Origin of the sequence: Pseudomonas sp. YNh (genome assembly GCF_037993085.1) — a bacterium.
Classification (GTDB): Bacteria; Pseudomonadota; Gammaproteobacteria; order Pseudomonadales; family Pseudomonadaceae; genus Aquipseudomonas; species Aquipseudomonas putida.
Window position 1 is genome coordinate 131,888 of sequence record NZ_JBBMRJ010000006.1, and the last position, 20,449, is coordinate 152,336.

Genomic DNA, 20,449 nt, shown 5'->3' on the forward strand with positions numbered 1-20,449 from the left:
GCTCATCTACCTCAGTTTCAGGGTTGCAAGGCCAATCAGCACCAGAATCACGGTGATGATCCAGAAGCGGACGATCACCCGAGGCTCTGGCCAGCCCTTGAGTTCAAAGTGGTGGTGGATCGGCGCCATGCGGAACACGCGCTTGCCGGTCAGCTTGAAGGAGGCGACCTGGATCACCACCGACAAGGTTTCCACCACGAAGATGCCGCCCATGATGAACAGCACGATTTCCTGGCGGACGATCACGGCGATGGTGCCCAGCGCGGCGCCCAGTGCCAGCGCGCCGACGTCACCCATGAAGACTTGAGCCGGGTAGGTGTTGAACCACAGGAAGCCCAGGCCGGCACCGATCAGCGCGCCGCAGAACACGATCAGCTCGCCCGAGCCCGGTACGTAAGGGATCAGCAGGTATTCGGCGAACTTCACGTTACCCGACAGGTAGCAGAAGATGCCCAGGGCGCCGCCGACCATCACCGTCGGCATGATTGCCAGGCCGTCGAGGCCATCGGTAAGGTTGACTGCGTTGCTGGAGCCGACAATGACGAAGTAGGTCAATACGACGAAGCCGACGCCCAGCGGGATGGTGACATCCTTGATGAACGGCAGGATCAGCGTGGTCTCGACGCTGGTCGGCGCGGTCTTGTACAGGAACACGGCCGCAGCCAGGCCAAACACCGACTGCCAGAAGTACTTCCAGCGGCTTGGCAGCCCACGGGAGTTCTTTTCGATCACCTTGCGGTAGTCGTCAACCCAGCCGATAGCGCCGAATGCCAGGGTAACGATCAGCACCACCCACACATAGCGGTTGGACAGATCAGCCCACAACAGTGTGCTGATGGCGATGGCCGACAGGATCAGTGCACCACCCATGGTCGGGGTGCCGGACTTGGACAGGTGCGATTGCGGGCCGTCGTTACGCACGGCCTGGCCGATCTGGCGAATTTGCAGGGTACGGATCATCCACGGCCCCAGCCACAGCGCCAGGGACAACGCGGTCAGTACACCAAGAATCCCGCGCAGGGACAGGTACTGGAAGACCGCGAAGCCTTTGTGGAACTGTTGCAGATACTCGGCCAACAGCAGCAGCATTAATGTTTCTCCCCGCTGGCACCGCACAATGCCACCACGACGTTTTCCATCGCAGCGCTGCGCGAGCCCTTGATCAAGATAGTGGTATCGCTGGCTTTTTCGGCGCTAACCGCGTCGATCAGCTCAGCTTGAGTAGCGAAATGACGGCCATTGGCGCCGAACGCCTTGACCGCATGTGTCATGTTGGAACCCACTGCGTACAGGGCGTCGACCTTGCCACGCGCGTAGTCACCCACCTGACGGTGGCCTTCTTCCGCCCATTGCCCCAATTCGCCGATATCCCCAAGCACCAGGACGGTGCGTCCGGAAAAGCCGGCGAGTATATCAATGGCCGCGCACATGGAGGTGGGATTTGCGTTGTAACTATCGTCGATCACCCGCACGCCATTTGGCGCGACCTGCGCCACGGTGCGGCCCTTGACCGGCTGCACTGCAGCAAGGCCGGCAGCAATGCCGCTCAGGCTCAGACCAACGGCATGGGCGGCGGCGGCGGCGGCCAGGGCGTTGCTGACGTTGTGGGTACCCAGCAGGTTCAACTGCACCGGCACGCTGCCATCAGGCCCGTGCAGGGTGAACGACGGGCAGCCCCGGGCGTCGCGACCGATGGCGCTGGCGTGGAAATCCGCCTGCGGGTTATCCAGAGCAAACGTAAAGATGCGGTGACTGCCGGCACGCTTGTGCCAGGTATCGAAGGCCTTGTCGGCCAGGTTGAGGATGGCGATACCGCCCTCGCCCAGGCCTTCGAGAATCTCGCCCTTGGCTTCAACGATTTTCTCCGGGCCACCGAATTCGCCAACGTGGGCAGTACCGGCGTTATTGATGATGACCACCTGAGGTTGGGTCAGGCCGACGGTGTAGCGGATTTCGCCAATGCGCGAAGCGCCCAGCTCGATCACGGCGGCGCTGTGCTCCGGGGCGATCTCCAGCAAGGTCAACGGCGCGCCGAGGTCGTTGTTCAGGTTGCCACGGGTGGCGTGCACCAAGCCACGGGTGCGCAAGATGCTGGCAAGCATTTCCTTCACCGTGGTCTTGCCACTGGAACCGGTAATGGCCACTACGGGCTTGTCGAAAGCAGCGCGGTTCAGGGCACCGAGCTGACCCAGTGCTGCCCGGCAATCCTTGACCAGCAGTTGCGGCAGGTCGACACCGGCCACTTCACGCTCGACCAGCGCAGCAACCGCGCCCTTGGCTTTAACGTCAGCCAGGTAGTCATGGCCATCGAAACGCGGGCCGGCCAAGGCGACGAACAGTTGCCCGGTGCTGACGCTGCGGCTGTCGATGCTGACGCCGGTGAAGGTGGCGTCGGCACCGACTTGTTGACCACTCAGTGCTGTGGTCAGCTGGCTGAGTGTCATCGGCTTAAGCATGTGGAGCCTCCCAGGCTTCAAGGGCCTTCTCGGCTTCGATCAGGTCGGAAAAGTCATGGCGCTCGCCATTGATCTCCTGGTAATCCTCATGCCCCTTCCCGGCCAGCACGATCACATCGCTGGCAGCGGCTGAGGCGATCAGGTGCGCAATGGCTTCGCCACGGCCGGCGACGAACTCGACGTCGTCAGGCTTGGTGAAACCGGGGCGGATGTCATCGAAGATGCGCAGCGGGTCTTCCGTGCGCGGGTTGTCGTCGGTGACCAACACGCGGTCGGCAAGGCGCTCGGCGACTTCAGCCATCAAAGGGCGCTTGCCGCGGTCACGGTCGCCGCCGCAGCCGAACAGGCACAGCAGCTTGCCGTGAGCATGCGGGCGCAGGGCTCCAAGCACTTTTTCCAGGGCGTCGGGGGTGTGCGCGTAGTCGACCACCACCAGCGGCTTTTGGCCGCCACCCAAGCGCTGCATGCGGCCTACCGGCCCTTGCAGTCGCGGGGTGACCTCCAGGATTTCGTCCAGCGCGTAATCCAGCGCCAGCAGGGTTGCCACGGCGGCCAGCATGTTGCTCAGGTTGAAGCGGCCCAGCAGCTGGCTGCGCAGGGTGCGCTCACCCTGGGCGGTGACCAGCGTGGCGCGCACGCCATCGTCACTGAACACGGCTTCGCGGCAGAACAGCGAGGCATCCGGGTTTTCCAGGCTGTAGCTCAGCAGCCGGGTCTCGACAAGGTCGACACTCGGGCGGCGAGCAAAGTCTTCAGCCAGGCGACGACCAAAGTCGTCATCCAGGTTGACCACCTGGCAACGCAGGTTCGGCCAGGCGAACAGCTTGGCCTTGGCCGCCTCATAGGCCTGCATGCTGCCGTGGTAGTCCAGGTGATCACGGGACAGGTTGGTCATGACCGCGATATCGAACGCCAATGCGGCGACACGCCCCTGCTCCAGGGCGTGGGAGGAAACCTCCATGGCCACGGCCTTGGCGCCCTGCTTTTTCAGGTCGTAAAGGGTCGACTGCACGGCAATCGGGTCTGGCGTGGTCAGCCGACCACTTTGCAGGTCACCGTAGAAACCGGTACCCAAAGTGCCAATAAGGCCGCAGCGCTGGCCGAGCACATCAAGCGCCTGGGCTACCAACTGGGTGACGCTGGTCTTGCCGTTGGTACCGGTCACGCCCACCAGGTTCAGCTGGCGGCTGGGCTCGCCATAGAAGCGCCCGGCGATGTCCGACAGCTGCGCGATCAGGCCCTTGACCGGAATCAGCGGCACATCGGTCAGCGGCAGCACGTTGGCGCCATGCTCTTCATAGGCCACGGCGGCAGCGCCACGGGCCAGGGCATCGGCGATATGCTCGCGGCCATCGACCTTGGCACCCGGCACGGCCAGGAACAGATCGCCCGGGCGCACACTGCGGCTGTCCAGGGTCAGTTCACGAATCAGCGGGTCGCGGCTGGCGTGAGCGAAAAGTTTGCTTAATGGCATTGTCATCATCCACGCCCTCCCTTGGCGGCTGCTGCATTGACTTGCGACTGTTCGGTGGGTGCTGGTGGCGGCAGGTTGTCTGGCGGCACGTTCATCAAACGCAGGGTGCCGGACATGACCTTGCTGAAGACCGGCGCCGAAACCAGGCCACCGAAATAACCACCCTTGCCCGGCTCGTCGATGACCACGACGATGGCGTAGCGCGGGTCACTCATTGGCCCGAAGCCTGCAAACAGCGAGCGGTAGGCGTTTTCGGTGTAACCCTTGGAACCCACGGTGGCTTTACGCGCGGTACCGGACTTGCCGGCCACGTGATAGAACGGCACCTGGGCACGGAACACGCCACGCGGCGCTTCAATCACCTGCTGCAGCATGCCCTGAACGGTTTCGGCGGTTTCCTTCGGAATGGCCTGCACGGCTTCCGGCGCCTTGTCGACCTTGATGATCGACAGCGGCACCATCTTGCCGTCGTTGGCCAGCGCCGCGTAGGCATGCACCAGTTGCAGGGCGGTCACCGACAGGCCGTAGCCATAGGAAAGGGTCGCGGTCTCGGCCTTGCGCCACTCGCGGTGGTTGGGCAGGTTACCGACACGCTCCCCCGGGAAACCAAGGCCGGTGTACTGGCCCAGGCCGACCTGGGACATGACCCGGTAGATGGCCTCGCCGCCGATGTCGAAGGCGATCTTGCTCATGCCGACGTTACTGGAGTTGATCAGGATGCCGGTCAGGTCGAGGATCGGGCCCTCGCTGCGCGACACGTCCTTGATGGTGTAGCGGCCGATCTGCAGGCTGCCCGGGTAAACCTCGACCTTGTCGGTCGGCTTCCAGCGGCCGCTTTGCAGTGCCGCACTCATGGAAATCGGCTTGACCGTGGAACCGGGCTCGAACACGTCGATGATCGCCCGGTTGCGCATCGCTGCCGGGAACATGCTGCGACGGTTGTTCGGGTTGTAGGTTGGCTGGTTGACCATGGCCAGAACTTCACCGGTCTTGACGTCCATGATCACCAGGCTGCCGGCCTTGGCGTCCTGTTCGGCAATGGCGTTGCGCAGCTCGCGGGTAGCCAGGTATTGCAGGCGCAGGTCTATCGACAACGCCAAGGTCTTGCCGGCCTTGGCGTTCTTGGTTACCTGGATGTCCTTGATCAGCCTGCCACGCCGGTCCTTGATCACCTGGCGCTTGCCGGGCACGCCGGCCAGCCACTCGTCATAGGCCAGTTCCACCCCTTCGCGACCGTGGTCGTCGAGGTCGGTGAAACCAACCATGTGCGCAGTGACATCACCGGCCGGATAGAAGCGGCGGAATTCTTCCAGGCCGTACACACCTGGCACCTTCAGGTCGAGTACGTGCTGGCCCTGCTCCGGGGTCAGGCCGCGGACCAGGTAGATGAACTCCTTGCTGGCCTGCGCGGTCAGGCGTTCGACCAGTTGCTGGGGATTTTGCCCCAACGCTGCAGCCAGCTGTGGCCAGCGGTCTTTGGACGCCTGCATTTCCTTGGGGTTGGCCCACAGGGTAGTGACCGGGGTACTCACGGCCAATGGCTCACCGTTGCGGTCGGTAATCAGCCCGCGGTGCGCCGGGATAGGGATATGACGCAGGCTGCGCGCATCGCCCTGCCCCTTGAGGAAGTCACGGTCGACCACCTGCAGGTCGATGATGCGCCAGCAGATGGCACCCACCATGATTGCCAGCAAGCCGATCACCACGCGGAAGCGCCACGGGTAGAGTGCGCCTTCGAGCTTCATCATGGCGCCACCATCCGCACTTCGTCAGCGGCAGGCACGCGCATCTTCAACTGCTCGGAAGCCAGGTTTTCGATACGGCTGGCGGCGGTCCAGGTGCTCTGTTCCAGAATCAGCCGGCCCCACTCGGCCTGGGCCTTGTCACGCTCGTTCAACTCGCCGTAAAGGGTGTTGAGCAACTGACGGTTCCAGTGCGCGCTATAGGACACGGCGACGGCCGAAACCAGCACGCCGACAAACAGCAGAAGCATCAGGAAGCTTCCGCCTGGCAATGGCTTGGCGAACAGCCTGCTCACCGCAGCTTCTCCGCCACACGCATCACGGCGCTACGCGACCGCGGGTTGGCCTTGAGCTCGGCTTCGGAGGCGAACTGGGCCTTGCCGATGAGCTTGATTTTCGGCTCGAAGACCTTGTGCTGTACCGGCAGGTTACGGGGCAGGTTGTCGGCCTCGCCCTTGACCAGCTTGCGCATGAACAGCTTGACGATACGGTCCTCGAGAGAGTGGAAACTGATCACTGCCAGGCGACCACCGACCTCGAGCGCATCGAGTGCGGCCTCAAGGCCAGCCTCCAGGTCACCCAGTTCGTTGTTGACATGGATCCGCAGCCCCTGGAAGGCACGGGTAGCCGGGTTCTTGCCTTTTTCCCAGGCAGGGTTGGCAACCTTCAGCACTTCAGCCAGGTCGGCAGTGCGGGTGAACGGCTCCTTTTCGCGGCGCTCGACCACGGCACGCGCCATGCGGCCGGAGAAGCGCTCTTCACCGTACTCCTTGAAGACGCGGGCAATTTCTTCGACAGGCGCCGTGGCGATGAACTCGGCGGCACTGATGCCCTGGTCCGGGTTCATGCGCATGTCCAGCGGGCCATCATTGAGGAAGCTGAAGCCACGCTCGGGGTCATCCAGTTGCGGGGAGGACACGCCCAGGTCCAGCAGTACACCGCTGACCTTGCCGTGCAGGCCGCGCTCGGCCACTTCCGCGCCCAGCTCGGCAAAGCTGCGCTGCACAATGACAAAGCGGCCGTCTTCGGCCGCCAGCGCTTGCCCCGTGGCAATCGCCTGTGGATCTTTGTCGAAGCCCAGCAGCCGCCCTTGCGGCCCCAGCTTGCTGAGAATCAGCCGGCTGTGTCCGCCACGGCCGAAGGTGCCGTCCAGATAGCAACCGTCGGCGCGCAGGGCCAATGCCTCGACAGCTTCGTCGAGCAGGACGGTAATGTGGTTGAAGCCGCTATCTATGGTCACAGGATCAGGTCACGCAATTCGTCGGGCATGGCGCCCGGTTGTTGAATAGCTGCAAGGTCGGCTGCCGAAACCGTGTTCCAGGCATCTTCATCCCACAGCTGGAATTTGTTCAGTTGCCCCACCAGCATCGCCTTCTTGTCGAGCTTGGCGTACTCACGCAGGCGGGGCGGCACCAGGAAACGCCCACTGCCATCGAGCTCCAGGTCAACCGCATTTCCGATCAGCAAACGCTGCAGACGGCGGTTTTCCTCACGCAACGATGGCAAGGCTCGCAACTTGGCTTCTATCTGTTCCCACTCATCGAGGGGGTATACGCACAAGCAGGGGTCAACGGCGTCAATGGTTACGATCAGCTGGCCATTGCAACGCGAATCGAGCTCGTCACGGTACCGGCTCGGCATGGCGAGACGTCCCTTGGCATCGAGGCTGACGGCGTTGGCTCCGCGAAACACGGCTGCGATTCCCCACAATGTTAGCTTTTTTGTGCCAGAAAACCCACTTCATCCCACTTTCTGCCACTTGCGCACACTATAGGAATCCGCCCGCAGCACCGTCAAGGCACGTTCATAAGGAAAAGCCTTACAGGACCGAGATTTAGCGTGATAAGGGAATGTGGAACGATTACCAAGGAGAAGAAAACACGAGAAAAATCAAACCCACGCAAGCAAATGGAGTTCGAAGTTAAAGTGATTTATGAAGAGTAAGATTTTTTCGGTATTACCAGAGAGGATCTGCTATCGAATCAAGCAGGGGAGGAAAAGGTGGAGAGTCGATCTGTAAGCCGGGTTTTGTCGAGGACAGTCATTCCTCTACGACGGCCATCACTGGACGCCTCTAGCAACCTACCCGGTTCCGACGCGGGCCACGCCTGATGGAACCCTATTTGGTCTTGCTCCGAGTGGGGTTTACCTAGCCACGAACTGTTGCCAGCCGTGCGGTGCGCTCTTACCGCACCTTTTCACCCTTACCGGCACCGAAGTGCTTAGGCGGTTATTTTCTGTGGCACTTTCCGTAGGCTCGCGCCTCCCAGGCGTTACCTGGCACTCTGCCCTATGGAGCCCGGACTTTCCTCCCCCTGCTGCTCACACAACAAAAAGTTGCGGAACGAAAACAGGCAGCGACTGTCCGATCGACTCTCCGCCGCCAAGGTTACCGGCACGCGCGCACAAGAACAAGCGATACCGGCATTTATATCAAACTGCCACTACTCGGCTTTCTGCTTTTCCAGTGCAAGTTGATACAAAAGGTTCTTGCGCACCCCGGTAATTTCCGCCGCCAGCGCCGCCGCCCGCTTCAGTGGCAACTCGGCCAATAGCAGGTCGAGCACTCGCTGGGCCTCGGCACTGATGGCCTGCTCGCCTTCCGGCGCGCTCCAGCCGCCCACCAGTACTACGCATTCACCGCGCTGCTGGTTGCTGTCGCCGGCAACGAACGCGCGCAGTTCGGCCAGCGGCAGGCCCTTGAGGGTCTCGAAGGTCTTGGTCAGCTCACGTGCCAGCAGTGCCGGGCGTTCGCCACCGAATACCAGCTCCATGTCTTCAAGGCATTCGAGGATGCGGTGCGGGGCTTCATAGAAGATCAGCGTACGCGGCTCTTCCTTCACCTGCTCGAGGCGCGCGCGGCGCCCTGCCTGCTTGGCCGGCAGGAAGCCTTCGAAGATGAAGCGGTCCGACGGCAAGCCGGCCGCCGACAGTGCAGCGATCAAGGCGCAGGCGCCCGGCACCGGCACCACGCTCACCCCCGCAGCCCGCGCCTGGCGCACCAGGTGGTAGCCCGGGTCGGAAATCAGCGGCGTGCCGGCATCGGAAACCAGCGCCACGTTCTCGCCAGCCAGCAGCTTGGTGAGAAAACGCCCGCCCTCGTCACGCTCGTTGTGCTCATGACAGGCCGCCAGCGGTGTGTCGATGCCGAAGTGTTGCAGCAGGCGGATCGAATGGCGGGTATCTTCGGCAGCGATCAGCGCCACATCTGCCAGCACCTTCAGCGCCCGGGCGCTCATGTCGTCGAGGTTGCCGATGGGGGTTGCCACCACATACAGCGTCCCCACCGTGGATTTCGAAGCCCCTGCCACATCAGTCACTGCGCACACCTGTCATTCGGATCAAAGGCGCCATTGTAGCCCGAGCGCCTGCAACAGGGCGCAAAGAACTTCGCCGGCGATCAGCTGCAAGCCACCTATAGTGAAGGATCAGCACAGCAACATCGCGCCCCGGCCAGTGCTTGGGTACAATTGCCGGCCAACTTGATCGAGTAACAGGACCTTTACATGATCGCTTGCCTGCGGCTGCTCACAGCCCTCTGCCTCGCTGCCCTGCTGGCAGCTTGCGCCAGCTCGCCCTCATCCAGCCTGGGCGAACTGCCGCGCACCCCGGACGCCAGCATCGAGCAACTGCTCGAAAAGGCCGCTTCCAGCAAATCTGCGGAAGACGCCGCACTGCTGCGCCTGAGCGCGGCCGACCTGGCCTACAAGCAGAAGGACTTCCCACGCGCCGCACGCATTCTTGAGCAAGTCCCGCTGGACACGCTCAAGCCGGCCCAGCAAGTGTTCGCCAGCACCCTCGCGGCCGAGCTGGCCATGAGCCGCAACCAGCCCAAGGCGGCCCTCACCGCCCTGGCTCACCCCAGCCTGCAACGAGTAGCCGAGCTGCCGGCAGAGCAGCAAGCGCGCACCTACAACGTGCACGCCGCCGCCCTGGAAGCCGACGGCCAGGCCCTGGCTGCAGCGCAACAGCGCATGCTGCTGGCCCCGCTGCTCAGCGGCCAGGCTGCCAGCGCCAACAATGACGCTATCTGGGCCCTGGTCGCCTCGTTGCCGGCAGAGCAACTGCAGCAGCCCGCCAACGACCAGACCCTGGCCGGCTGGACCAGCCTGGCCTTCGCCGTGAAAAGCGCCGGCACCCTGGAACAGCAACAAGCGGCCATCGACACCTGGGTCAAACAGCACCCGGGCCACCCTGCTGCCCAGCAACTGCCGCAGGCACTGACCAAGCTCAAGGAACTGGCCAGCCAGCCACTGACCAAGATTGCCCTGCTGCTGCCCCAGGAAGGCCCACTGGCCGGTGTTGCCCGCGCCCTGCGTGACGGCTTCATGGCCGCCCACTTCCAGGCCCAGCAAGCCGGTCAGCCAGCGCCTGCGGTGCAGGTGTTCGACAGCTCGCGCATCGGCTCGCTCGACGATTTCTACAACCAGGCCCAGGCCGCCGGCGTGCAACTGGTCATCGGCCCGCTTGAGAAGCCACTGGTCAAACAACTGGCCGCCAAACCACAACTGCCGATCACCACCCTGGCCCTGAACTACGCCGACGCCGGTCAAAAGGCCCCGCCGCAACTGTTCCAGTTCGGCCTGGCTGCCGAAGACGAAGCGCGCGAAGTAGCCCGCCGCGCCCGCGCCGACGGCATGGTCCGCGCCGTGGCCCTGGTGCCGAGTGGCGAATGGGGTGACCGCGTGCTGGCCGCCTTCCGCCAGGACTGGGAAGGCAATGGCGGCACCCTGCTCGCCGCCGAGCGCATCGCCCAGCCGGTTGCCCTGGCCCAGCAGATCGCCGACCTGTTCCAGCTGCGCCAGAGCGAAGGCCGCGCCAAGAGCCTGCAAAGCACGGTAGGCGGCAGCATCGCCGCACAACCGTCGCGCCGCCAGGATATCGATTTCATCTTCCTGGCCTCGACCCCGCAACAGGCCCAGCAGATCAAGCCGACCCTGAACTTCCAGTACGCCGGTGACGTACCGGTATATGCCACCTCGAACCTGTACAGCGCCAGCGGTGACGTCAACCAGTACAACGACATGAACGGCATCCGCTTCTGCGAAACGCCGTGGCTGCTCGACACCAGCAACAGCCTCCGCCAGCAGGTGGTACAGCAATGGCCGCAGGCCGCTGGCAGCCTTGGCCGCCTGTACGCCATGGGCGTCGATGCCTACAGCCTGGCGCCGCGCCTGGGGCAACTGAAAGCGCTGCCGGACAACCGCGTCCAGGGCCTTTCGGGCAGCCTGAGCATCAACGCCAACCAGCGTATCGAGCGCCAGCTGCCATGGGCCGAGTTCGCCGGCGGCCAGGTCAAGCGCCTGCCTGACACCGCACGCTGATGGCAACAGCGTCGCCCACCAGCGCCGGGCAAGCAGCAGAAACCCAGGCCCTTGAGTACCTTCAAGGGCAGGGCCTGCAGCTGCTGGCGCGCAATTGGCGATGCAAAGGCGGTGAGCTTGATCTGGTCATGCTTGACGCCGATACAGTAGTATTCGTCGAAGTCCGCTACCGGTTGCACGCGTGCTTCGGTGGCGCCCTCGAAAGCATCGACGGGCGCAAGCAGAAACGGCTGGTGCTCGCCGCCAGCCTGTACCTGCAGAAGGCGCCCCACTGGGGCAACCACCCCTGCCGCTTCGACGTAGTCGCCCTGCAGGGCAGCCACCATGCAGGCAGACCGCTTCAATGGCTGAAAAACGCCTTCGAATGCTGAACCCACTTCGTTTTTTTTGCTCTATGTTTCGCGGGCTGGTCGTTGATGCGCGCAGCAAAGGCCACCGCCCCACTTAAGGTCACCAGATGGACATGCAATCCCGAATTCGCCGGCTGTTCCAGGCCAGCATCGATACCAAGCAACAGGCAATGGACATCCTGGCACCGCACATCGAGCAGGCCAGCCTGGTCATGGTCAATGCGCTGCTCAACGAGGGCAAGATGCTCGCCTGTGGCAACGGCGGCTCGGCCGGTGATGCCCAGCACTTTTCGTCGGAACTGCTCAACCGTTTCGAGCGCGAGCGCCCGAGCCTGCCAGCCATCGCGCTGACCACCGACAGCTCGACCCTGACCTCGATCGCCAACGACTACAGCTACAACGAAGTCTTTTCCAAGCAGATTCGCGCCCTGGGGCAGCCCGGCGACGTTCTGCTGGCGATCTCCACCAGCGGCAATTCGGCCAACGTGATCCAGGCGATCCAGGCCGCACATGACCGCGAAATGATTGTCGTAGCATTGACTGGCCGCGACGGCGGCGGCATGGCTTCACTGCTGCTGCCCGAAGACGTGGAAATCCGCGTACCTTCGACGGTTACCGCACGCATCCAGGAAGTCCACCTGCTGGCGATCCACTGCCTGTGCGATCTGATCGACAGCCAACTGTTCGGGAGTGAAGAATGACCCCTATGCGCCTCGGCCTGATGGCCCTGACCCTGTGCCTGAGCGTCACCGGTTGCAGCTCGGTACTCACCTCTACCCGCAATTCGCCGATCGAAGACGATCGCGGTACGCGCACCATTGGCAGCAAGATCGACGATTCGCTGATCGAGACCAAGGCTTCGGTGAACATTTCCAAGGCCAGCCCTGACCTGGACAAGGGCTCGCACATTGTTGTCAGCAGCTACAACGGCATCGTCCTGCTGGCCGGCCAGACCCCACGTGCCGACCTCAAGAGCCTCGCCGAGCAGACCGCCGGCCAGGTACAGCGCGTCAAGAAAGTGCACAACGAGCTGCAGGTGATGCAGCCCTCCTCCATCCTGGCACGCAACAACGACGCCTGGCTGACCACCAAGATCAAGACCCAGATGCTGGGTGACAGTGCCGTGCCAAGCTCGCGCATCAAGGTGATCACCGAGAACGGTATCGTCTACCTGCTCGGCCTGGTAACCCAGAAGGAGGCCAACTCGGCCACCGCAGTGGTGCAGGGCGTGTCGGGCGTGCAGAAGATCGTCAAGCTGTTCGAGTACATCGACTGATTCATTGCTGCCTGCACCGGCCTCTTCGCGGGTGAACCCGCCCCCACAGGGATCTCACAGCTTTCAAGCCTTGTGCATGCCTGTGGGAGCGTGTTTATCGAAGCGTCGAACCGCCGCGAAAGGGCCAGTACAAGCAACAACAATGCCCCACCTTTCAGAAACCCAGGAAACACCGCATGAAAAAGCTTCTGCTGCCTGCCCTGCTGATCGGCACCTTCGCCACTCTGGCCGGCTGCTCTACCCCAAGCCTGATCACCCTCAACGATGGCCGTGAAATCCAGGCTGTCGACGCACCGAAGTACGACCGCGACGCCGGCTTCTACGAGTTCCAGCAACTCGACGGCAAGCGCACCCGCATCAACAAGGACCAGGTACGCACTATCAGCGACCTGTAACCCGAAGTTGGCTGCAAAGAAAAAGGCGATCCGGTTGGATCGCCTTTTTTGTTACTTGACCACTTTCAGGCTTGGCCGACCACTTGGGCGCGGCGGCTGGCCCCCACCTTCTGGCGGGCCATCGTCGTCCGGCTGTACCTCATCGTCTTCCAGCTCGTCGCCATCCATTGGCGACTCCAGCTCGAAGACCATGCCTTGGCCATTTTCGCGGGCATAGATGCCCAGGATGGCGCCAACCGGCACAAACAGCGAATGGGCCACGCCACTGAAGCGGCCCTCGAAGCTGACCGCGTCGTTATCCATGTGCAGACTGCGCACGGCACTTGGCGAAATATTCAGGACGATCTGGCCATCGCTGGCGAAACCATCCGGCACCTGCACTTTCGGGTATTCGGCATTGACCAGCATATGGGGCGTGCAATCGTTGTCGACGATCCACTCATACAGTGCTCGAACCAGATAGGGGCGACTGGAGTTCATCAACAGCTCCTTAAAGCTTGCGCATTTCACGTTCTACGGAGGACAGGCTCGCCAGGAAAGGCTCCCGGGCAAACTGCCGCTCCATGTAATCCAGCAGCGGCTTGGCTTGCCGCGGCAACTCGATACCCAACACTGGCAAGCGCCAGAGTATGGGCAATAGACAACAATCGACCAGGCTTTGATCCTCACTCATGAAACAGGCGTACTCACCGAACAAAGGCGAGACGCCGGTGAGGCTTTCGCGCAGGGCCTTGCGCGCCTCCACACGGGCGGCCTCGGTACTGCGCGAGTCCAGCACGGTGTCGGCCAGGGCGCACCAGTCGCGCTGGATGCGGTGCATCAGCAAACGGCTGTTACCCCGTGCAACCGGGTACACCGGCATCAGCGGCGGGTGCGGGTAACGCTCCTCGAGGTATTCCATCACCACGGTCGACTCATACAACGCCAGGTCACGGTCGACCAGGGTCGGCACACTGCCGTAAGGGTTTACCTCGGCCAGCTTGGCCGGCAGGCGACTGGGGTCGACATCGATGACCTGCACGCTGACACCCTTCTCGGCCAGCACAAGGCGTACCCGATGAGAATAGTGATCAGCGGGATCGGAATAGCAGGCTAACCTGTTGGTTGCGCCCATGTAGCGGCTCCTCGCACGGGATGCTTGTGCAACTGTAAATGAAAACGCGCCTGGGGCGCCCTGGCAAAAATGCCAGGGCGCCCCAGGCGCGTTCAACAACCAGAAACTACTGCGTGATCAGTGCACGTCCTTCCAGTATTCACGCTTGAGCAAATAGGCGAATACGAAGAAGAAAGCCAGGTACAGCAACACGTAGGTACCAATGCGCTGGCTTTCCAGTTTGACCGGGTTGGCCGAATAGGCCAGGAAGGTCACCAGATTCTTGACCTTCTCGTCGAACTGCTCGGTGGTCAGGGTACCGGATTTCGGCGTGACGGTCAGCTGGTCACAGGCTTCGTGGGTGATCGGGCTGCCGGTCAATGGGTCGAATTGCTTCTTGCCATCGGTTACCGTCTGCACCTGCTTGCAGCCAATCACCTGGTTACCCTGCAAGCCAACCAGCACGTTAGGCATGCCCACGTTCGGGAACACCTTGTTGTTCACCCCGTAAGGCCGCGACGGGTCCTCATAGAAGCTGCGCAGGTAGGTGTACAGCCAGTCGGTGCCCCGCACACGGGCGACCAGGGTCAGGTCGGGCGGCGCGGCACCGAACCAGGTCTTGGCGTCACTGGGCTTCATGCCGATCTGCATGTGGTCACCGATCTTGGCACCGGTGAACACCAGCTTCTCGAGCATCAACTCGTGGGGGATGCCCAGGTCATCGGCCACCCGCTCGTAACGCTGGAACTTGGCACTGTGGCAGCCCATGCAATAGTTGGCAAAGGTGCGCGCACCGTCCTGCATGGCGGCCTTGTCGGTCAGGTCGATATCGGCCTTGTCCAGCTCCAGGCCGTGTTCGGCAGCGAAGGAAAAGGCAGGCATCACTGCCAGCAAAAATACTGCAATAAACTTTTTCATCAGCCAGTCACCCTTTCCGGAACCGGTTTGGTCTTCTCAAGCCTTGTGTAGAACGGCATCAGCAGGAAGTAGGCGAAGTACAACACCGTGCACACCTGCGACAGCAAGGTACGCCCAGGTGTCGGCGCCAGTACGCCCAGCACGCCGAGGATGACGAAGGCCACGCAGAACACCAGCAGGAAGACCTTGCTGATCCAGCCCTTGTAACGCATGGAACGCACCGGGCTGCGGTCGAGCCAGGGCAGTACGAACAGCACGGCGATGGCCGCGCCCATGGCAATGACGCCCATCAGCTTGTCAGGCACCGCCCGCAAGATTGCGTAGAACGGTGTGAAGTACCACACCGGCGCGATGTGCTCAGGCGTCTTGAAGGCGTTGGCCTGCTCAAAGTTCGGTTTTTCCAGGAAGTAACCGCCCATTTCCGGGAAGAAGAACACCACGGCGCAGAACACGAAGAGGAACACCACCACGCCGACGATATCCTTGACGGTGTAGTACGGATGGAACGGAATGCCGTCCAGCGGAATGCCGTTTTCATCCTTTTTCTTCTTGATGTCGACACCATCGGGGTTGTTCGAACCCACTTCGTGCAGGGCGAGGATGTGCAGTACTACCAGGCCAAGAATCACGATTGGCAGGGCAACCACGTGCAGGGCGAAGAAGCGGTTCAGGGTAATGCCCGAAATCAGGTAGTCACCACGGATCCACTGGGTGAGATCGTCACCGATCACCGGAATGGCACCGAACAGCGAGATGATCACCTGGGCACCCCAGTAGGACATCTGGCCCCACGGCAGCAAGTAGCCCATGAAGGCTTCGGCCATCAGCGCCAGGTAGATCAGCATGCCGAACAGCCAGACCAGCTCGCGCGGCTTCTGGTAGGAGCCATAGAGCAGGCCGCGGAACATGTGCAGGTAGACCACGATGAAGAACGCAGACGCACCGGTGGAGTGCAGGTAGCGCAGGATCCAGCCGTATTCCACGTCACGCATGATGTACTCGACCGAGGCGAACGCCTCTTCCGCCGAGGGCGTGAAGCTCATGGTCAGCCACACACCGGTGACGATCTGATTGACCAGCACCAGCAATGCCAGCGAGCCGAAGAAGTACAGGAAGTTGAAGTTCTTGGGCGCGTAATACTTGCTCAGGTGGTCTTCCCACATCTTGGTGGCGGGGAAGCGAGCATCAATCCAGTCCATGAACTTGCTCATCATGCGTTCTCCTGATCGACGCCGATGACAATGATGTCGTCCGTCTCGTAAGAGTGCGGCGGCACTGGCAGATTGAGAGGTGCCGGCTGCGACTTGTAGACACGGCCAGCCAGGTCGTAGTGGGAACCGTGGCACGGGCAGAAATAGCCACCCACCCACTTCGGACCAAGGTCAGCAGGCGCAACTTCCGGGCGGAAGGTGGGCGAACAGCCCAGGTGCGTGCACAGGCCGACGAGAATGAGGATTTCCGGCTTGATCGAGCGAACCTCAGGGTCGACGTAGGTCGGCTGCACCGAGGCCTTGGACTCGGGATCAGACAGGTCACCCGTGATTTTTTTCAGGTTGCCGAGGATTTCCTGCGTTCGCCGCACGATGAATACCGGCTGGCCACGCCATTCGGCCACCATCTGCTGCCCGGCCTCGACCTTGGCGATATTGACCTTCACCGGTGCACCCGCGGCTTTCGCCTTGGCACTGGGAAACCATGACCCCACGAACGGTACCGCAGCCCCCACTGCCCCCGCCGCCCCGACCACGGATGTCGCGGCTACGAGGAAGCGGCGCCGGCCTGCGTTGACGCCGTCATTGCTCATTCAGTCCTCTCCCATCAGCTTGCTTGGCCTGTTGAACCAGGCTCGTACTTAGGTTGTGTCAATGGCACTAAAATTTGGCCGTCATGGTAAGAAACAAATCCACACACTGACAAGGTGATTACCCTGGCAAGGGCGACAACCCGCGCTTTGCTTGATCTGCGTCTATGCGACAAGCGGCCACTGACATGCTGACAGGTTAGTTCAAGCCAAAAAAAAAGCCCGGTTCCAAGGAACCGGGCTTTTTTCGACTGCCGAAGCGGTATTAACGCTTGGAGTACTGAGGACGCTTACGCGCTTTACGCAGACCCACTTTCTTACGCTCGACTTCACGAGCGTCGCGGGTGACGTAGCCAGCACGACGCAGAGCGCCACGCAGGGTTTCGTCGTATTCCATCAGAGCGCGGGTGATACCGTGACGGATCGCACCGGCTTGACCGCTGACACCACCACCGGAAACGGTGACGTAGATGTCGAACTTCTCAACGGTTTCGGTCAGCTCGAGTGGCTGGCGAACAACCATGCGAGCGGTTTCGCGACCGAAGAACACGTCCAGAGAACGGTTGTTGATGGAGATGTTACCAGTACCCGGACGCAGGAATACGCGAGCGGTTGCGGTCTTGCGACGGCCAGTGCCGTAATTTTGAGTCGCCGACATAATGAACTATCCCGTTAGATCTTCAGTTCTTGAGGCTGCTGAGCAGTGTGTGGGTGAGCAGCACCCGCGTACACTTTCAGCTTGCGGTACATGTCGCGACCCAGCGGGTTCTTAGGCAGCATGCCTTTGACCGCGGTTTCGATAACACGCTCAGGGGCCTTGGCGATCAACTTCTCGAAGTTGATTTCCTTGATACCGCCCGGGAAGCCGGAGTGGGAGTAGTACATTTTGTCGGAAGACTTGGCACCAGTCACACGAACCTGCTCGGCGTTGATAACGACGATGTAGTCGCCGGTGTCAACGTGAGGGGTGTATTCTGGTTTGTGTTTGCCACGCAGACGGGTAGCGATTTCAGTAGCCAGACGACCCAGGGTCTGGCCAGCGGCGTCGACTACGAACCACTCGCGCTTTACTGTTTCCGGTTTAGCAGTAAAAGTTTTCATTCTCTAAAGCCTCAGAGGCCGCCCAGCGAAAAATAGACGGCGAATCTTACTGGATAGTGCACACGTTGCCAAGAGCAAGCGCGCAGCCGAACACAGACGCTTTTGGGGGCTCGGGTCGGGCACGCCAATGTTCGACGGGGTTCTTCCTGCGTGATGGTGCATCACTTCCGCCACGCGGAGAGGGGCTGAATTATCCAGATTGCGAGAAAAATTTCAACCTGCTTTGATAGCTATCTATTGCCAAGGAGTGTCTAACCGATGGAATACCGCCAGCTCGGCCGTACCGACCTCAATGTCAGCGCCCTGTGCCTGGGCACCATGACCTGGGGCGAACAGAACGTTCAGGCCGAAGCCTTCGAACAGATTGCCCGGGCCAAGGTCGCCGGGGTCAACTTCATCGACACCGCCGAGATGTACCCGGTGCCGCCCCGCCCGGAAACCTACGCAGCCACCGAGCGCATCATCGGCAACTGGTTCCGTGACAACGGTGATCGCGACGACTGGGTGCTGGCCAGCAAGGTTGCAGGCCCTGGCAACGGCATCAGCCACATCCGCGACGGCCAGCTCAAGCACAACCGCCAGCACATCGTCGCGGCGCTGGAGGAGAGCCTGAAGCGCCTGCAGACCGACCGTATCGACCTGTACCAACTGCACTGGCCGGAACGCAGCACCAACTTTTTCGGCAAGCTGGGCTACCAGCACCTGCCCCAGGACCACTTCACTCCGCTGGAAGAAACCCTCGAAGTACTCGACGAACAGGTGCGGGCGGGCAAGATCCGCCACATCGGCCTGTCCAACGAAACGCCGTGGGGCACCATGAAGTTCCTGCAACTGGCCGAAAGCCGAGGCTGGCCGCGGGCGGTATCGATCCAGAACCCGTACAACCTGCTAAACCGCAGCTTCGAGGTAGGCCTGGCGGAAGTGGCCATCCGTGAGCAGTGCGGCCTGCTGGCCTATTCACCGCTGGCATTCGGCATGCTCTCGGGCAAGTACGAGAACGGCGCACGGCCGGGCAACGCGCGCCTGACCCTGTTCAGCCGCTTTGCCCGCTATTCAAACCCGCAGACCGTGGCAGCCTGCAGCCGGTACGTGCAACTGGCCCGCGAGCACGGCCTGGACCCGGCGCAGATGGCCCTGGCGTTCGTCACCCGGCAGCCGTTCGTGACCAGCAACATCATTGGCGCGACCAGCCTGCAACAGCTGGACAGCAACCTGGCAAGCCTTGATCTGAGCCTGAGCGATGAGTTGCTGGCGGCGATCGAAGCCATTCACCAGGAGCAGCCGAACCCGGCGCCTTGATCGCCAGAGGGGCTGCTTTGCAGCCCCTCTGTTACATAGGCTAGACACAATCGCCAAAAAATAAGACGATCCAGCCGGTGATTGACCACTCTACCCTATAAGAACAATGACAATGATGTTTACCCAACCCTCCGCGTCGCTGCGGCGCGTCAGCATCCTGGCCATTGACAAGGTATTTGCTTCGACCTTGATGCAGGCCAAGGATTTCTTCCATCTCGCCAGCCTGCGTTACAGCAAGCAGCTGGGCCTGGGCTTGCAGCCCATGTTCGAGATCCACCTGGTGAGCCCCGACGGCCAGCCCGTGGACAGCTTCAGCAATGTTCAGCTACCGGTCGACGGCGGCCTGGACGACGCCGATGTGATCATCCTCCCGGCCTACTGGGACGATTTCGACAACCTCCTGCAACGTTATCCACAGGTGCTGCCATGGCTGCGTGAACAGCATGCCCGCGGTGCGGTGCTGTGCGCCGAGGCCAGTGGTGTGTTCTGGCTGGCCGAATCCGGCCTGCTCGATGGCAAGGAGGCGACGACCTACTGGCGCTTCTTCACCAGCTTTGCCGAACGCTTTCCCAAGATCCGGCTGAACCAGGACAAGCACCTGACCGACGCCGACAATATCTATTGCGCCGGCGGCGCCACGTCGGCCTGCGACCTGTACATCTACCTGATCGAGCGCTTCTGCGGCGCCAACGTGGCCCGCGCCGTGGCCCGCGACATACTCTACGAAGTGCAGCGCAACTACACCCCGGGGCGCATGGGCTTTGGCGGGCAGAAGCTGCATCAGGACCTGATCATTCTGCAGATCCAGCATTGGCTGGAGGAACACTTCGCCGACAAGTTCCGCTTCGAGGATGTGGCCCGCAACCACGGCATGAGCATCCGCAACTTCATGCGCCGTTTCCAGGGCGCGACGGGTGACAAGCCGCTGCACTACCTGCAACGGCTGCGGATCGAGACCGCCAAGGGGTTGCTGTCGAGCACGCGCAAGAGCATCAAGACCATCAGCTACGAAGTTGGCTATGACGATGCCAGTTTCTTTGCGCGGCTGTTCCGCCAGCACACCGAGCTGTCGCCGAACCAGTATCGGCAGCAGTTCATGCAAGAGGCTTGAGCGCCATGGGGCTGCTTTGCAGCCCATTCGCGGCACAAGGCCGCTCCTACAGGGGAACGCGATTCCATGCGGGTACGCGATCTCTTGCAGGAGCGGCCTTGTGCCGCGA

22 protein-coding genes and 1 other RNA gene are annotated in these 20,449 nt (G+C 61.8%); 7 read left to right on the forward strand and 16 right to left on the reverse strand.

The window, feature by feature from the left end:
• Nucleotides 1-6: 6 nt before the first annotated feature.
• From mraY to rsmI, 9 genes are all read right to left on the reverse strand, one after another.
• A complete protein-coding gene (mraY, locus tag WF331_RS08150) occupies nt 7-1,089 on the reverse strand; it encodes a phospho-N-acetylmuramoyl-pentapeptide-transferase (protein ID WP_016498046.1) in 1,083 nt (360 codons plus the stop codon).
• Nucleotides 1,089-2,456, reverse strand: coding sequence for a UDP-N-acetylmuramoyl-tripeptide--D-alanyl-D-alanine ligase (locus WF331_RS08155; RefSeq protein ID WP_284360530.1), 1,368 nt, complete (start codon nt 2,454-2,456; stop codon nt 1,089-1,091). The genes mraY and WF331_RS08155 overlap by 1 nt, the downstream gene beginning before the upstream one ends.
• Entirely contained in the window at nt 2,449-3,939 is a 1,491-nt protein-coding gene (locus WF331_RS08160; protein WP_016498044.1) for a UDP-N-acetylmuramoyl-L-alanyl-D-glutamate--2,6-diaminopimelate ligase, read from the reverse strand. Before WF331_RS08160 ends, WF331_RS08155 begins: the two co-directional genes overlap by 8 nt.
• Nucleotides 3,936-5,675: a peptidoglycan D,D-transpeptidase FtsI family protein gene (locus tag WF331_RS08165; RefSeq protein ID WP_284399216.1), complete on the reverse strand. Its 1,740-nt coding sequence runs from the start codon at nt 5,673-5,675 to the stop codon at nt 3,936-3,938. The genes WF331_RS08160 and WF331_RS08165 overlap by 4 nt, the downstream gene beginning before the upstream one ends.
• Nucleotides 5,675-5,968, reverse strand: coding sequence for a cell division protein FtsL (ftsL, locus tag WF331_RS08170; protein ID WP_041167563.1), 294 nt, complete (start codon nt 5,966-5,968; stop codon nt 5,675-5,677). The genes WF331_RS08165 and ftsL overlap by 1 nt, the downstream gene beginning before the upstream one ends.
• Complete coding sequence (gene rsmH / locus WF331_RS08175) at nt 5,965-6,912, reverse strand: 16S rRNA (cytosine(1402)-N(4))-methyltransferase RsmH (protein WP_016488970.1); 948 nt, start codon at nt 6,910-6,912, stop codon at nt 5,965-5,967. Before rsmH ends, ftsL begins: the two co-directional genes overlap by 4 nt.
• Nucleotides 6,909-7,364: a division/cell wall cluster transcriptional repressor MraZ gene (gene mraZ / locus WF331_RS08180; protein ID WP_019439042.1), complete on the reverse strand. Its 456-nt coding sequence runs from the start codon at nt 7,362-7,364 to the stop codon at nt 6,909-6,911. The genes rsmH and mraZ overlap by 4 nt, the downstream gene beginning before the upstream one ends.
• Before the next feature lie 309 nt (nt 7,365-7,673).
• An RNA gene (gene rnpB / locus WF331_RS08185) (RNase P RNA component class A) lies at nt 7,674-8,049 on the reverse strand.
• Between the two features lie 67 nt (nt 8,050-8,116).
• Nucleotides 8,117-8,992 carry a 16S rRNA (cytidine(1402)-2'-O)-methyltransferase gene (rsmI, locus tag WF331_RS08190; protein ID WP_016498040.1) on the reverse strand — a complete coding sequence of 292 codons (876 nt, stop codon included), beginning with the start codon at nt 8,990-8,992 and terminating at the stop codon, nt 8,117-8,119.
• 186 nt (nt 8,993-9,178) lie between these two features.
• On the opposite strand from rsmI, the gene WF331_RS08195 reads away from it, so the two are divergent.
• From WF331_RS08195 to WF331_RS08215, 5 genes are all read left to right on the forward strand, one after another.
• Nucleotides 9,179-10,996, forward strand: coding sequence for a penicillin-binding protein activator (locus WF331_RS08195; protein WP_016498039.1), 1,818 nt, complete (start codon nt 9,179-9,181; stop codon nt 10,994-10,996).
• Nucleotides 10,996-11,367, forward strand: a complete 372-nt coding sequence (locus WF331_RS08200) for a YraN family protein (RefSeq protein WP_016498038.1) — start codon at nt 10,996-10,998, stop codon at nt 11,365-11,367. Before WF331_RS08195 ends, WF331_RS08200 begins: the two co-directional genes overlap by 1 nt.
• An 86-nt stretch (nt 11,368-11,453) precedes the next feature.
• On the forward strand, nt 11,454-12,047 hold the full coding sequence (locus tag WF331_RS08205; protein ID WP_012274070.1) for a phosphoheptose isomerase: 594 nt from the start codon (nt 11,454-11,456) through the stop codon (nt 12,045-12,047).
• On the forward strand, nt 12,044-12,622 hold the full coding sequence (locus WF331_RS08210) for a BON domain-containing protein (RefSeq protein ID WP_016498037.1): 579 nt from the start codon (nt 12,044-12,046) through the stop codon (nt 12,620-12,622). Before WF331_RS08205 ends, WF331_RS08210 begins: the two co-directional genes overlap by 4 nt.
• Nucleotides 12,623-12,798: 176 nt before the next feature.
• The gene (locus tag WF331_RS08215) at nt 12,799-13,017 is read left to right on the forward strand and encodes a YgdI/YgdR family lipoprotein (protein ID WP_016488976.1); all 219 of its coding nucleotides are present in this window, start codon (nt 12,799-12,801) and stop codon (nt 13,015-13,017) included.
• 51 nt (nt 13,018-13,068) lie between these two features.
• On the opposite strand, the gene WF331_RS08220 is transcribed toward WF331_RS08215, so the two are convergent.
• The 7 genes from WF331_RS08220 to rplM all read right to left on the reverse strand — a co-directional run bounded on the left by WF331_RS08220 (nt 13,069) and on the right by rplM (nt 17,930).
• Nucleotides 13,069-13,497: a ClpXP protease specificity-enhancing factor gene (locus tag WF331_RS08220; RefSeq protein WP_016498036.1), complete on the reverse strand. Its 429-nt coding sequence runs from the start codon at nt 13,495-13,497 to the stop codon at nt 13,069-13,071.
• A 10-nt stretch (nt 13,498-13,507) separates the two neighbouring features.
• Nucleotides 13,508-14,131 carry a glutathione S-transferase N-terminal domain-containing protein gene (locus tag WF331_RS08225; protein ID WP_016498035.1) on the reverse strand — a complete coding sequence of 208 codons (624 nt, stop codon included), beginning with the start codon at nt 14,129-14,131 and terminating at the stop codon, nt 13,508-13,510.
• Between the two features lie 117 nt (nt 14,132-14,248).
• Entirely contained in the window at nt 14,249-15,028 is a 780-nt protein-coding gene (locus tag WF331_RS08230; protein ID WP_016498034.1) for a cytochrome c1, read from the reverse strand.
• Nucleotides 15,028-16,239: a cytochrome b gene (locus tag WF331_RS08235; RefSeq protein ID WP_003251825.1), complete on the reverse strand. Its 1,212-nt coding sequence runs from the start codon at nt 16,237-16,239 to the stop codon at nt 15,028-15,030. Before WF331_RS08235 ends, WF331_RS08230 begins: the two co-directional genes overlap by 1 nt.
• Nucleotides 16,239-16,832 carry a ubiquinol-cytochrome c reductase iron-sulfur subunit gene (petA, locus tag WF331_RS08240; RefSeq protein ID WP_016498033.1) on the reverse strand — a complete coding sequence of 198 codons (594 nt, stop codon included), beginning with the start codon at nt 16,830-16,832 and terminating at the stop codon, nt 16,239-16,241. Before petA ends, WF331_RS08235 begins: the two co-directional genes overlap by 1 nt.
• A gap of 262 nt (nt 16,833-17,094) precedes the next feature.
• Entirely contained in the window at nt 17,095-17,487 is a 393-nt protein-coding gene (gene rpsI / locus WF331_RS08245) for a 30S ribosomal protein S9 (RefSeq protein ID WP_003260797.1), read from the reverse strand.
• Nucleotides 17,488-17,501: 14 nt separating this feature from the next.
• A complete protein-coding gene (gene rplM, locus WF331_RS08250; RefSeq protein ID WP_003251819.1) occupies nt 17,502-17,930 on the reverse strand; it encodes a 50S ribosomal protein L13 in 429 nt (142 codons plus the stop codon).
• A 258-nt stretch (nt 17,931-18,188) separates the two neighbouring features.
• Between rplM and WF331_RS08255 the strand changes: the two genes are divergently transcribed.
• Together WF331_RS08255 and WF331_RS08260 are read left to right on the forward strand one after the other, a co-directional pair.
• Nucleotides 18,189-19,229 carry an NADP(H)-dependent aldo-keto reductase gene (locus WF331_RS08255; RefSeq protein ID WP_016498032.1) on the forward strand — a complete coding sequence of 347 codons (1,041 nt, stop codon included), beginning with the start codon at nt 18,189-18,191 and terminating at the stop codon, nt 19,227-19,229.
• 190 nt (nt 19,230-19,419) lie between these two features.
• Nucleotides 19,420-20,340, forward strand: coding sequence for a GlxA family transcriptional regulator (locus WF331_RS08260; RefSeq protein WP_169725191.1), 921 nt, complete (start codon nt 19,420-19,422; stop codon nt 20,338-20,340).
• Nucleotides 20,341-20,449: the final 109 nt, after the last annotated feature.

Excerpts from the sequence above, each read along its gene's own strand:
- mraY (WP_016498046.1), bottom strand. The coding sequence starts at position 1,089 with ATGCTGCTGCTGTTGGCCGAGTATCTGCAACAGTTCCACAAAGGCTTC.
- WF331_RS08155 (WP_284360530.1), bottom strand. The coding sequence starts at position 2,456 with ATGCTTAAGCCGATGACACTCAGCCAGCTGACCACAGCACTGAGTGGT.
- WF331_RS08160 (WP_016498044.1), bottom strand. The coding sequence starts at position 3,939 with ATGATGACAATGCCATTAAGCAAACTTTTCGCTCACGCCAGCCGCGAC.
- WF331_RS08165 (WP_284399216.1), bottom strand. The coding sequence starts at position 5,675 with ATGAAGCTCGAAGGCGCACTCTACCCGTGGCGCTTCCGCGTGGTGATC.
- WF331_RS08195 (WP_016498039.1), top strand. The coding sequence starts at position 9,179 with ATGATCGCTTGCCTGCGGCTGCTCACAGCCCTCTGCCTCGCTGCCCTG.
- WF331_RS08200 (WP_016498038.1), top strand. The coding sequence starts at position 10,996 with ATGGCAACAGCGTCGCCCACCAGCGCCGGGCAAGCAGCAGAAACCCAG.
- WF331_RS08205 (WP_012274070.1), top strand. The coding sequence starts at position 11,454 with ATGGACATGCAATCCCGAATTCGCCGGCTGTTCCAGGCCAGCATCGAT.
- WF331_RS08210 (WP_016498037.1), top strand. The coding sequence starts at position 12,044 with ATGACCCCTATGCGCCTCGGCCTGATGGCCCTGACCCTGTGCCTGAGC.
- WF331_RS08215 (WP_016488976.1), top strand. The coding sequence starts at position 12,799 with ATGAAAAAGCTTCTGCTGCCTGCCCTGCTGATCGGCACCTTCGCCACT.
- WF331_RS08220 (WP_016498036.1), bottom strand. The coding sequence starts at position 13,497 with ATGAACTCCAGTCGCCCCTATCTGGTTCGAGCACTGTATGAGTGGATC.
- WF331_RS08225 (WP_016498035.1), bottom strand. The coding sequence starts at position 14,131 with ATGGGCGCAACCAACAGGTTAGCCTGCTATTCCGATCCCGCTGATCAC.
- WF331_RS08230 (WP_016498034.1), bottom strand. The coding sequence starts at position 15,028 with ATGAAAAAGTTTATTGCAGTATTTTTGCTGGCAGTGATGCCTGCCTTT.
- WF331_RS08235 (WP_003251825.1), bottom strand. The coding sequence starts at position 16,239 with ATGAGCAAGTTCATGGACTGGATTGATGCTCGCTTCCCCGCCACCAAG.
- petA (WP_016498033.1), bottom strand. The coding sequence starts at position 16,832 with ATGAGCAATGACGGCGTCAACGCAGGCCGGCGCCGCTTCCTCGTAGCC.
- rpsI (WP_003260797.1), bottom strand. The coding sequence starts at position 17,487 with ATGTCGGCGACTCAAAATTACGGCACTGGCCGTCGCAAGACCGCAACC.
- rplM (WP_003251819.1), bottom strand. The coding sequence starts at position 17,930 with ATGAAAACTTTTACTGCTAAACCGGAAACAGTAAAGCGCGAGTGGTTC.
- WF331_RS08255 (WP_016498032.1), top strand. The coding sequence starts at position 18,189 with ATGGAATACCGCCAGCTCGGCCGTACCGACCTCAATGTCAGCGCCCTG.
- WF331_RS08260 (WP_169725191.1), top strand. The coding sequence starts at position 19,420 with ATGCAGGCCAAGGATTTCTTCCATCTCGCCAGCCTGCGTTACAGCAAG.